Here is an 11,328-nt window from a genome sequence, read left to right as displayed (position 1 = left end):
AAGGGTTTGGCAGAAAGGTCTCAGCAAAAAAATCGGAGAGCGTGGATTTATTCAAAAATTTCGAGCAGAGGCTCCCAAGGCTCGGTAGAAAATTCCACCGAATCGATTTTTTCCAAATAACTAACACCCGTCACATTGGACGTCCATACCTGCTCCGCTCCCAAAAGCTCATTGGCTCCAAAGGCGCCCTCGGTGACGAGCCGAGGGATTTTTTCCAAAATAGCCCTCCGCCCCACTCCCGCGATGCAGCCGCAGCCAAGCGCCGGGGTATAGACCTTCTTCCCCCTTCTCCAAAAGATATTGGAGGAGCTGGCCTCGGAGATTTTTCCCCGGTAGTCCGCCAGTATGAGTTCATCCAAGCCACGCTTCCTGCGCTCCTGCGCCGCCATCACATAAGGCAAGGCGCTGAGCGTCTTGCATGCACTCCATGGGAAGGGAAAAAGGGACACCTCCTCGGCAAAGGAGGTCTTGCCCTTCACGGCGGGCGCAGGAGCAAAAGGCTGAAGGTGCAAGGTCTGGCAAGCGCCCTCGACCTCGGGGGTGTACTTTCCGGCGCCAGCGCGATAGACGTTCCAGCGGACTCTCAACTGCCGCCCGCTGAAGCGCTCCCTGATCCATGTCTCCAAATCGTAAAACCGGGAATCGAAGCCCTCGATCTGGAGCAGCTCCATACCCTGCCGAAGCCGCTCAAGGTGGAAGTCGAAAAAACGGATAGACGCCCCGTCAAAAACCATCGTTTCGAACAGTCCGTCTCCAAAATTCATTGCCCGGTTGGGGATCTGAACCTCGGAAGCTGCTACCCAGGCTTCGGTCGGAGCCTGCAGGACGTAAACTGTATCAGTTTCGCTCATAAAAGTGTTCAGATTCGATCAGATATAGACTTTGTTCAGAAAAAGGGCTGTTAAAAGTAGCAAACAAAACCACCTTAGCGCCCCAAAAATGCCGAAACAATACAAAAAATACCTTATTCTTGAGACAGGAAAAGTGTTAGCACCAAAATTGGACAAGAAGTCGCCATGGCAAACAAAAGCAGCGTATTTGATATGATAGGACCGGTGATGATCGGCCCCTCATCATCTCATACAGCGGGGGTGGTACGGATCGCGCGGGCGGCAATACGGGTACTCGGCGGCATCCCCGACGAGGCCTCCATCACGTTTTACAACTCCTTTGCGAGAACCTACGAAGGCCATGGCAGCGACCGGGCCATACTGGGTGGGCTGATGGACTTCAAGACCGACGATCCCAGGATCAAAAACGCCCTCGAACTCGCTGCCGAAAGAGGATTAAGCTACAAGTTCAAATCCATAGGCAACTCCTCTATCCATCATCCCAACACGATCAAGCTGAATCTCCGAAAAGGTGAGCGGCAGATCGAGGTCGTGGGCGAAAGCCTGGGCGGTGGTGTGATCAACATTGCGGAGGTGGATGGCTTTGTGGCCAATTTTTCTGCCCAAAACCACACCCTGATCATCAAAGCCGAGGATATCTCGGGAGCGATCGCCTTTATTTCCAGCGTGATCGCCCAGGAAAAAACCAACATCGCCACCATGTCCGTGTCGAGAAAGGGCAAGCATGACGTCGCCTGTCATGTGATCGAGATGGACTCGGGGATCCGCGAGATCACTACCCAATACCTCAAGTCCCTGCCGTGGATTTCCCAGCTGATCTACATTCCCGACATCGACCTCTAATCCCAAACCCAGACAAAACCAACTGATTCCTATGAGAAAGATTTTTACGCTAGCATGCATTCTATTCAGTGTGTCCCTCGGAGCCTGGGCACAGGAGGTGCCTCCCGGCCCCTATGACCTACAGACGGCAATAGACATCGCGCTGGAAAACAACCTGACCTTGAAGCGCACCGAACTCAACCAGGAGATCACTGAAGCGACCCTACTTCAAAACAAGGGGCAGCGCTATCCTTCGCTCTCCACTGGCTCCAGCTACGGGGTGCGTTGGGGCCGATCCATCAACCCGGTCACCAACCTCTTTGAAACCAACCGGATCGGCAACGTGAACTTCCAGGCAAGCTCCAACATGCCATTGTTCCAAGGGCTGAGAATCAACAACTCCATCGCTCAGGCAAAAACCGATCTCGAAGCCGGACTGTATAGTTTGGAAGCGACCAAAAACGACATTACGCTCAACGTCATCAACCTTTTCATCAACGTGGTCTTCAATCGGGAGCAGGTGAAGATCGCCGAAAACCAGCTTTCCACCACCACGGAGCAGATGACCCGCACCAAAAAACTCGTGGATGCTGGCTCCCTGCCTATGTCGGACTACCTGGATCTCCAATCGCAAAACGCGACCAACCAGCTCGAGGTCATCAATGCGCAAAACAGCTACCGCTCCGCCAAGCTCAACCTGGCCCAAGCCATGCAGATTCCTTTCACCGATGACTTCATGGTCATTGAGCCTGAGTTTGAAATGCAAGAAGGCCTGATGGCCACCGAGACCAGTGAGGAAATCTACGAAACGGCGGTAACCATCATGCCGGAAATCAAAGCTGCCAATGCCAACGTACTGAGTGCGGAATATCAAGAGAAAATTGCCAAAGGTGCCTTCTACCCTACTTTGGGAGTCGGAGCCAATGTCTTCACCAACTATGTGGATCAAGTATTTGGCATGGATAGACCGGAGTTTTCCCAACAGTTCAAAGACAACCTCTCCCAGGCTTTAAGCTTTAACCTGAGCATTCCAATTTTCACGAATTTCAACAACAAATCCAGCCTGCAAAGGGCCCGCGCCCAGACCGCCATCCAAGAGGTAGCGGCCATGGAAGCGAAAAACCAACTACGGCAGGACATCGAAACGGCCTACAACAGCGCTATTGCCGCCGACCTGTCTTACAAGGCCTCAGTCACTCGGGTAAAAAGCCTACAGGAAACCTTCCGTATCGCCCAGCAACGATTTGACCTGGGAGCGATCAACTCCGTGGACTTCCAGGTAGCGCAAAACAACCTCTTCAATGCCCAAGCAGATCTGCTGAACGCGAAATACACCTACATTTTCAGAGTGAAAGTCTTAGATTTTTATCTCGGTAACCCCATCAACCTCAACTAAACCATGGCTGCTAAAAAGTCCAACAAACTCCTTTACTACCTGCTGGGTGCAGTAGGCCTCATCATCGTCATCGCCATCATCGGCAGATCTGCCGGATGGATAGGCGGTGCCAAAGAAACAGAAGTGGAATTTGCCACGGTCAAAAAGACCAGCATCATCGAAAAGGTGAGCGCCTCCGGCGAGATCCAGCCCGAGGTGGAAGTCAAGCTCTCCCCTGACGTGGCCGGTGAGATCATCGAGCTCAACGTGGTCGAGGGTGACTCCGTGGAGCTGGGCAAGCTCCTGGTCAAAATCCGTCCCGACAACTTCATTTCGGCTTTGGAGCGCTCCCGCGCAAACCTCAACCAGCAGATGGCAAACCTGTCCCAGGCCAAAGCTGCCCTGCAGCGCTCCGAGGCACAGTTTACTCAAGCTGAACTCAACTTCAACCGCCAGAAAAAACTGTACGAGGAAAAGGCCATCTCCGACGCAGACTTTGAGACCGCCCGCGCCAACTATATTTCCGCTGACAAGGACCTGGAGGCCGCCAAGCAAAACGTGATCGCTTCCGAGTTCATCGTCAAAAGCTCCCAGGCATCGGTCAACGAAGCCTCCGAAAACCTCCGCCTCACCAACGTGAACTCTCCCGTCTCGGGCATCGTCTCCAGTCTTTTGGTGGAGAAGGGCGAACGTGTGGTAGGTACCCAGCAGATGGCCGGTACCGAGATGATGACCATCGCCGACCTTTCCAAAATGGAAGTGCGTGTGGATGTCAACGAAAACGACATCGTACGCCTCAGCCTGGGTGACACCACGCTCATCGACGTGGATTCCTACTCGGCTTTGGGCAAAAAATTCAAGGGAATTGTCACCAGCATCGCCAACACCGCCAACACCAAGACCTCTGCGGATGCCGTCACAGAGTTTAAGGTGAAAATCAGAATCCTCAACAGCTCCTATGAAGATCTGGTGAAGGAAGGCAACCGCTACCCTTTCCGCCCGGGCATGACTGCCTCAGTGGAGATCCTCACCACTTCCAAAAACGACGCACTTGCCATTCCTCTCGCAGCCGTGACTACTCGTGAAACCCAAGTGGATACCCTCGCAGGCGGCACCACCAAAAACAAGGAACTGGTCTTCGTCAGCGAAAATGGGATCGCCAAGATCCGTACTGTGAAAACCGGCATCTCCGACTATGAAAACATCGAAGTTTTGGAAGGTCTGAAAGAAGGCGACGAGGTGATCTCCGGGCCTTATTTCGTGGTCAGCAAAGAACTGAAAGAAGGTGACATGGTCAAAAAGATGGAGAACGCCTCGAAAACAGGCGGCCCAGGTTCGAATTGATCCAAGTCCCTTACCGAATAAAGCAAAAGCCCGTGTCGAGAGTCGACACGGGCTTTTTGCTGGTAACCGAGGGAAAAGAACCCCACTTTATTTTTCACAGCATCAATATCCGCCTCCATTCCAGCAGCCAGCTGTGGCTATCTGAAAGTCCACGTTTTGCCGTACTCAGGTCTCCGATTCCGAACGCAGTCGAAGCTCCCGTTTTCCCCTGTCAATCCTTGTAGGGAACCGTGTTTTGGTGGGTTTTCTCCGGAACTGCATTGACCCGAAGTTCGACAAACTGGTTAGTCCCGTCCTCGCCCTTCACTAGGTCAAAAGCATCATACAGCTCTCCGACCGCGGTGTAGGATTCGTATTTCAGACGGTCGCCTTCCACCGTGATGACTTGGAAGAGCTGGGTATTTTCGGCAATCCGGTCACGCTGTCCACCCTTGGCGGTCCAGTCGTCGCCGATGTCGTACATCTTGCCCCCACTGACGCTGACCACGTAAACAGTCCCGGTCTGGTCCTTCAGATTGACCCCGTCCATGACGTTCTCGCCGGGAGACACACGACCTCGGGCATAGGCGTGGTCATGTCCCTGCAGCGCCAGATCTACCCGGTATTTGTCAAAGATCGGCTTCCACAGCGCCCGTAACTCCTCGTTGTCCCGTCCATTGGAGGCGGAAAACATCGGATGATGGTAAGTCAGGATGACCCATTTTTGGGGATTGTTTTTCAAAACCTCTTCCAGCCATACCGCCTGGACCTCGTGATCTTTGTTGGAATTGAGCGAAATCACCCGCACGTCCTGGTAGTCCATGTAATAAACCGTCTCCTCCAGCCCCTCGGGACCGTTCATGGGAAGTGTAAACTGCGGCCTCCACTGTACGGCGAGGCTCCGTTCCTTTTTGTCGCTTTCCTCTTGGTTTTTAGCCCGGTATTCATGGTTTCCCGGAGTGGGAAAAGATGGGATCATGCTATGGATAAACCCACCGGCGGTGAACCACTCGTGCCACTCCTGCTCCCGGTGGGCAATGTTGATCAGGTCTCCTGCATGGATAAAAAACTTGGCATCCGGCGCCGTCCTAAACCCTTCCCGGATCAGCCTTGACCAAAGCTCCAAGACGTAGTTTTGTGCATCCCCCACATACAGGAAGGAAAACCTATCGCCCGCGGTCTCGGAGGCAGTGGTAAACTGAAACCATTCGCTCCAGTGCTCCCCGTCCCCTACCCGGTAGGCATAGACCGTATCCGGCAAAAGATCCCGAAACTCCACCGAGTGATAGTGGGCCAAAACTTCGGCGTCTTTCACCTGTCTGGCATCGAGGACTTCCGTTTTGGCGGGAAGCTCCTGTCCGTTTTTCCAAAATCGCGGAGCCGCCGTCGCGATGGCGATTTGGGCCTTCGCCTGGGTCACGGTGCTGTCGGTTCTCCAGGTCACATTGACTTCCTTACCCGGATTCTGCCCGAAATTCAGGACGATCCGATCCGGATGCTCGGAAGGCTTGGACCAGCTTTGCCGAAACTTGGGCTCCTGGTATTCGATTTTGGTTTGGGAAACAGCGGTAAACGCCTGGCTCAGAAAGAGAACAAAGAGAAAATGACGGAAAACTAAACGGGACATAAGTTGAAATAAGTTAGTTCGGTAAGCTAGTCAAAAATCGCCACCACTTCATCCCGCGCTGAATTACCTTTTCGTAAACAAAGTCCTTCCAGCTCTAGTAAACCGTAAACCTAAGCCCCAGAAATCCCCTGATGCCTTGATTTGGCGCATAGACGTAGGTCGGGTCAAAAGTCAGCGCTTGGGGATTATCAGGAGTCGGCACCACCTGGCCGCTGTCGTCAAAGACCACATTTTTGTCGAAGGGATCAAAGGCCCGCGCGATGCTGTTGGCTGGAGGGGTGAAGTTCAGCAGGTTTTTTACGCCGCCGTATACTTCCCATCTTTCGCCTAGGGCCTTGGTCAGTTGGATGTTTTGGATGCTCCACCAGGGCGAATACTCGGCCCGGTCGTCCAGCTCGCCCAGCAGCGGCAGGCGCATGGGGCTATACACATTGCCGGTGTAGTCCACGGTCAGCCGGAGCGGATGGATCTCGTAGCCGATGCTCCACACTCCCGAAAAGCGCTCCGTGAGCAGCTGCCGGATCTTTTCGCCATTCTCCTCCAGACTCACGTCCATCAGCGTGGCACCAGCCATCACTTTCAGGCCAGACTGCCAGGCCGCGTCCAGATTGAGCGAGATTCCTTTGGATACCGCGCTTCCGTCCAGGTTGGCGTAGATGATCTGGTTGGGATTGGTCTCGTAGTCCGGCACGATCCGGTTGGTGAAATAGGTGTAAAACACCGAGCCGTCGATGCCAAAGAAATTGCCCCCGTCGGAGTAGATCTTTTTCACCAGGTTTAGGTTGGCATTCCAGCTGCGCTCCGGAGCGAGCTCCTCGGCAAAAACCACCTCACGCGCGCCCGTGAGCGCGGCATGGTCTTCGGTGAAGACGTTCGCTACGCGAAAACCGTTGCCGACGGAAAGCCGCAACACGGTGCTTTTGTCCAGAGAGCTGAGCTTGTAATTGAGCCTTGGGGAAAGGATGCTTCCGTGCAGGCTGTTGTGGTCATAGCGCAGTCCAGCCAACAGGCTCTGGTTTGGCTTGATTTTAAACTCGTTTTGTACAAACACACCCGGCAAATGGATCTGGGAAGGCGAGTTTTCACTGCCGTTTTGCTCAGTCGCCGGCGTGTTGTCGTCATAAAACGTGTAGCGGTAGGCTGCTCCGAGCAGGAGATTGTTTTTGCCGCTTTCTTTTACCCAAGTCAGCTGGCCAAAGGCAATCCGCTGATCCGCGAGGTAGGCCGTGGTGCCGTAGTAGGAGTCTTGCTTGTGGCCGTTGAGGGAATATTGGAAGTTGACCGTGCCAGGCACGGGGAGCTGATAGACCCCAAATGCCTCCCATCGCCTGGTTCGGATGCTCTCTCCATACACTTCATCCCCTCCCCTGTCCGCTTCGGTCCAGTCCACCTGTCCTCCCCAGCGATCTTCGGCCACGTACCTTCCGGCAAGGGAGAAAGTCCTTCCACCTTTGCGCTGTGCCTGGAATTTTTGAAAAACCGACAGACGCTTTTGCAAAGTCAGGTCGGTAAATCCGTCTCCATTGTTGTCTATGGGATGGTCATACCAAAAGAGGTTTACACCAGTCAGCGACTGCAAGGACTTGCCAAAGTAGCTTTTCAGGCCCAAGTCGGCATTCACTTCTCCCCAGCCAGACACGAAGGCATCCGCAGCCACGACGGGAGCCACCTCAGTGCGCTTGGTGATTACGTTGATCAGGCCACCCACTGCCTCAGAACCGTAAAGCGTCGAGGCAGGGCCCTTTACCACCTCTATCCGGTCGATCAGGGATTGCGGAATTCCCGTAAGTCCATACACCGTGGCCAGGCCACTGACGATGGGCATACCGTCTATCAGGATCATCGTATAGGGGCCCTCCAATCCGTTGATGTGGATGTCGCCGGTATTGCAGACGTTGCAGTTGATCTGCGGACGAACGCCATTGACATTTTGCAGGGATTCAAAAAGCGAGGGCGTAGGGTTTGCCCGGAAAAAAGAAGCGCGATAGACCTCCACTGGCACGGGGCTATCCAGCCTGGACACTTCCTGCATGGTGCCACTCACGACCACCTCATCCAGGGAAGCATCCAAGGGAACCAGCTCAAAAATCAGCTCCTGATCCCCATTTGGCAAGGAAACCCGCTTGGACTGGGGAGCAAAACCCAGCATTGAAGCTTGCACCACATAGTCACCAGCAGGGACATTCCTGATCTCAAATATCCCAAGGCTGTCTGTGGTGGCGCCCAGCCCCTTGTCTTTGATGAGCACATTGGCAAACTCCAGCGCCTCTCCCGAGGAGCGTACGCGCCCACGCAGGACCTGCTGCCCATAGCCAGTGTGGACACACAGCAAAAAAAGAAGGAGGCCAACTACCCGAGTTCCAATGTATTTCATAAATGCAACTTTATTGCATTTGAAGGAAAATATCCACCAAAACCCGATTTTATTTTTTATGGCTAGAAATCCAGCAAGGGCACTAAGACCTATCATAGCTCATCCGTTAGATACACAAAAGTAATATGTTAGATCATTCTAACAAATTTGTTATTCTTATATTCCTTGCCTTATTTTTGGAAATCAAAATCAACCATGGCTTCCTACACCGAAGAAAACTACCTCAAGGCACTCTACAACCTCGCAAATCCCCAAGGCGAGGTCAGCATCTCGGATCTTGCCAACAGCCTGAACGTCAGCATGCCCACCGCCAACAGCATGGTCAAGGGCTTGCAAAAAAGCGACCTGGTGCTGTATGAAAAGTATAAGCCGGTGACGCTCACCCCCAAAGGCAAAAAAGAGGCTGCGCTAGTCGTGAGAAAGCATCGGCTGACGGAAATGTTTTTGGTCAAAAAGATGGGTTTCGGCTGGGAAGAGGTGCACGAGGTGGCGGAGCAGATCGAGCACATCCATGCCCCGAAGTTTTTTGAGCGGATGGATGAGATGCTGGGCCACCCGACCATCGATCCCCATGGCTCGCCCATTCCGGACAATCAAGGCCGAATGCAGGAGTTTTCCTACGTGCCACTCTCCACCTGCAAGCCCGGGCAGTCCGTACAGCTCACCGCCCTGACCAACTCCTCAACCGAGTTTTTGGAGTTTTTGAACAGCCGAAAGCTGGCCTTGGGGACAGAGCTCAGGATTCTCTCCCGCGAAGCTTACGACCTGAGTGTGGTGGTCAGCTACGATTCACATGCTCAGGAGACCCTGAGCGAAAAAGTCTCGGAGCGATTGCTGGTGAGGATTTTGGAATAGTTGCCCCTTTGAAACTTGACCAGACCTTTTTCAGTTTTGGATAACAACCCAAGAAATCCGTAAATTCAGAAAAAAAGTATGGCAAATCTCACCCTGAACAACGAAGCCTTGGAGAAGTATTTTGACATCTTGAAAAATCTAGATAAGCGATCCAAAAAGAAACTTATCACAAGGTTGACCGAGTCGCTTGAACACAAAAATGAAGTGCAAGGCATCGACTCCCTCTTCGGAAAATGGGAGGACGACAGGGACTCTGACGACATCATCAAGGCCATCAGGGAATCGAGAATTGACAAAAAAGACCAATCTGGCTTTGAATAAAATACCTCCTCGATACAAACATCTGTGTCCATTTTTTAAGGGGTAAATATCGTCTTCAGGAAAAATTTGCGGAGGTGGGCATTCAAAATTGCGCTATCTCCGAGATTACTCTTGCAGAATTGATCTACGGTGCAGAGACCAGCTCAAACCCCGGGAAAAACATGCAACTGATAGAGGCACTGTCAAGCAGTGTATTTATTATCCCCATTTTCGATGCCATTCGACTGTACGGCAAAGAAAAGGCAAGACTCCGATCGATCGGAAAGATGATCAGTGATTTCGATCTCCTGATAGCCTGTACAGCGGTAGAAAAGAATCTCACCATGATTACTGAAAATCTTGGCGAGTTTGAAAGAATCAGCGATATCCAGATCAAAAATTGGGTGATCCGCTAAACCAAACCAAGGCTCTTTGCTTCAGGAGGCGCATTCAAAAACGACGTCTGAGCGAAAAAGTCTCGGAGCGATTGCTGGTAAGGGTTTTGGAATAAAAAAACATGGGTATCCGCAACTCTGCACAGGGTGCTTTCCAAGCCGGCATCTTTCGCGGATACTCGTCCACCGTCGACAGACGACAGTCCACGGCCTGTGAAATCGGTATATTTGCCGGGCTCCTTTTGGGCACTTGGAGGATTTCGTAGAGTCACATAAAAAAACCGGGAACGATGTCCCGGTTTCGGTGTTTTAGGCGAGTCCTTTCTGCCAATTCCAGCTGTCACGCATGGAGTCCTCCAGAGAATAATTGGGTTTCCATCCCAGCACTTCATTGATTTTGGTGGTGTCCGCCCAAGTCTTCACCACGTCCCCAGCCCTTCTCGGTCCGATCACATAGTTGAGCTTCACGCCATTTACTTTTTCGAAGGCATGGATGACTTCGAGGACGGTGTTTCCGTTGCCCGTTCCCACGTTGAACACGTCGTAAAAATCCATTTCCTGCCCTTGAAGGAAGCTTAGCGTCTTCACGTGTGCGTCGGCCAGGTCGACGACATGGATGTAGTCACGCACACAGCTGCCGTCGGCCGTGTCGTAGTCGTCACCAAACACGGTGAGTTTTTCACGGATTCCAGCGGCTGTTTGGGTGATAAAAGGCACCAGATTGGCTGGAACGCCCAGCGGGAGCTCTCCGATCTTCGCGCTTGGATGTGCGCCGACCGGGTTGAAATAGCGCAGGGCCACCACACGGATGCCGGGCTTGCTTTTCACGAAATCCACGAGGATATCTTCGCAGATTTTTTTGGTGTTGCCGTAGGGGCTTTCCGCATCCTGTCGCGGCGTGGACTCAGTCACGGGCAGTACTTCCGGCTGGCCATACACAGTACAGGAGGAGGAGAAAACCAAGTCTTTGATCCCTTGCTCCCGCATGAAGTCCAGCAAGACGATCAGCGATCCCACGTTGTTTCTGTAATATTTCAGTGGCTGCTCGGTGCTTTCACCCACGGCCTTGAAGGCAGCGAAGTGGATCACCCCTTCCAGCTTGTGCTCTTTTGCAATAGACTCCAGCATGGATTTGTCATTGCAGTCGCCTTTGTAAAAAATGAGACGCTTCCCGGTGATTTCCTCCAGGCGGTCGAGGACCTTCTCGTCCGAATTGGAAAGGTCATCCAAGATGATCGGCTCCATTCCAGCTTTCAACAGTTCTACGGCCGTATGCGAACCGATGTATCCGGCCCCGCCGGTAATCAAAATCTTTTTCATAGAGAGTCAAAAATCATTGAGGGGTAAAACTATTCAATTCTGCCAATTTAGACGTAGTTTCTGTCTTCGGTTTTTGCCTGAAAAGG

10 protein-coding genes are annotated in these 11,328 nt (G+C 52.6%); 6 read left to right on the top strand and 4 right to left on the bottom strand.

The genetic code is table 11. The features are described 5' to 3' along the window. Positions 1-47: 47 nt before the first annotated feature. Positions 48-851, bottom strand: coding sequence for an aminotransferase class IV (locus J0A68_RS06755; protein WP_206577425.1), 804 nt, complete (start codon positions 849-851; stop codon positions 48-50). A gap of 165 nt (positions 852-1,016) precedes the next feature. Here J0A68_RS06755 and sdaAB point away from each other — a divergent pair, with 165 nt between their 5' ends. The 3 genes from sdaAB to J0A68_RS06740 are packed head-to-tail and all read left to right on the top strand — an operon-like array spanning position 1,017 to position 4,392. Continuing rightward, positions 1,017-1,694 carry an L-serine ammonia-lyase, iron-sulfur-dependent subunit beta gene (sdaAB, locus tag J0A68_RS06750; protein ID WP_206577424.1) on the top strand — a complete coding sequence of 226 codons (678 nt, stop codon included), beginning with the start codon at positions 1,017-1,019 and terminating at the stop codon, positions 1,692-1,694. Positions 1,695-1,725: 31 nt separating this feature from the next. Further along, positions 1,726-3,069: a TolC family protein gene (locus J0A68_RS06745; protein WP_206577423.1), complete on the top strand. Its 1,344-nt coding sequence runs from the start codon at positions 1,726-1,728 to the stop codon at positions 3,067-3,069. Positions 3,070-3,072: 3 nt separating this feature from the next. Next, positions 3,073-4,392, top strand: coding sequence for an efflux RND transporter periplasmic adaptor subunit (locus J0A68_RS06740; RefSeq protein WP_206577422.1), 1,320 nt, complete (start codon positions 3,073-3,075; stop codon positions 4,390-4,392). 211 nt (positions 4,393-4,603) lie between these two features. On the opposite strand, the gene J0A68_RS06735 is transcribed toward J0A68_RS06740, so the two are convergent. Together J0A68_RS06735 and J0A68_RS06730 are read right to left on the bottom strand one after the other, a co-directional pair. Beyond that, on the bottom strand, positions 4,604-5,998 hold the full coding sequence (locus J0A68_RS06735; RefSeq protein WP_206577421.1) for a purple acid phosphatase family protein: 1,395 nt from the start codon (positions 5,996-5,998) through the stop codon (positions 4,604-4,606). 94 nt (positions 5,999-6,092) lie between these two features. Next, positions 6,093-8,372, bottom strand: a complete 2,280-nt coding sequence (locus J0A68_RS06730; protein ID WP_206577420.1) for a TonB-dependent receptor — start codon at positions 8,370-8,372, stop codon at positions 6,093-6,095. A gap of 195 nt (positions 8,373-8,567) precedes the next feature. Between J0A68_RS06730 and J0A68_RS06725 the strand changes: the two genes are divergently transcribed. The 3 genes from J0A68_RS06725 (at position 8,568) to J0A68_RS06715 (ending at position 9,943) form a co-directional block, all read left to right on the top strand. Then, positions 8,568-9,227: a metal-dependent transcriptional regulator gene (locus J0A68_RS06725; RefSeq protein WP_206577419.1), complete on the top strand. Its 660-nt coding sequence runs from the start codon at positions 8,568-8,570 to the stop codon at positions 9,225-9,227. A gap of 78 nt (positions 9,228-9,305) precedes the next feature. Further along, complete coding sequence (locus J0A68_RS06720) at positions 9,306-9,548, top strand: hypothetical protein (RefSeq protein ID WP_206577418.1); 243 nt, start codon at positions 9,306-9,308, stop codon at positions 9,546-9,548. Continuing rightward, positions 9,545-9,943 carry a type II toxin-antitoxin system VapC family toxin gene (locus J0A68_RS06715; RefSeq protein WP_206577708.1) on the top strand — a complete coding sequence of 133 codons (399 nt, stop codon included), beginning with the start codon at positions 9,545-9,547 and terminating at the stop codon, positions 9,941-9,943. Before J0A68_RS06720 ends, J0A68_RS06715 begins: the two co-directional genes overlap by 4 nt. A 288-nt stretch (positions 9,944-10,231) precedes the next feature. On the opposite strand, the gene galE is transcribed toward J0A68_RS06715, so the two are convergent. Then, complete coding sequence (gene galE, locus J0A68_RS06710) at positions 10,232-11,242, bottom strand: UDP-glucose 4-epimerase GalE (protein WP_206577417.1); 1,011 nt, start codon at positions 11,240-11,242, stop codon at positions 10,232-10,234. Positions 11,243-11,328 lie beyond the last annotated feature (86 nt).

The organism is Algoriphagus oliviformis, from assembly GCF_017254915.1.
In the GTDB taxonomy this organism is placed as follows: Bacteria; Bacteroidota; Bacteroidia; order Cytophagales; family Cyclobacteriaceae; genus Algoriphagus; species Algoriphagus oliviformis.
The sequence above is the reverse complement of the archived record's forward strand: the minus strand, read 5'-3'. Positions and strand labels throughout refer to the sequence as shown.

Excerpts from the sequence above, each read along its gene's own strand:
- J0A68_RS06755 (WP_206577425.1), bottom strand. The coding sequence starts at position 851 with ATGAGCGAAACTGATACAGTTTACGTCCTGCAGGCTCCGACCGAAGCC.
- sdaAB (WP_206577424.1), top strand. The coding sequence starts at position 1,017 with ATGGCAAACAAAAGCAGCGTATTTGATATGATAGGACCGGTGATGATC.
- J0A68_RS06745 (WP_206577423.1), top strand. The coding sequence starts at position 1,726 with ATGAGAAAGATTTTTACGCTAGCATGCATTCTATTCAGTGTGTCCCTC.
- J0A68_RS06740 (WP_206577422.1), top strand. The coding sequence starts at position 3,073 with ATGGCTGCTAAAAAGTCCAACAAACTCCTTTACTACCTGCTGGGTGCA.
- J0A68_RS06735 (WP_206577421.1), bottom strand. The coding sequence starts at position 5,998 with ATGTCCCGTTTAGTTTTCCGTCATTTTCTCTTTGTTCTCTTTCTGAGC.
- J0A68_RS06730 (WP_206577420.1), bottom strand. The coding sequence starts at position 8,372 with ATGAAATACATTGGAACTCGGGTAGTTGGCCTCCTTCTTTTTTTGCTG.
- J0A68_RS06725 (WP_206577419.1), top strand. The coding sequence starts at position 8,568 with ATGGCTTCCTACACCGAAGAAAACTACCTCAAGGCACTCTACAACCTC.
- J0A68_RS06720 (WP_206577418.1), top strand. The coding sequence starts at position 9,306 with ATGGCAAATCTCACCCTGAACAACGAAGCCTTGGAGAAGTATTTTGAC.
- galE (WP_206577417.1), bottom strand. The coding sequence starts at position 11,242 with ATGAAAAAGATTTTGATTACCGGCGGGGCCGGATACATCGGTTCGCAT.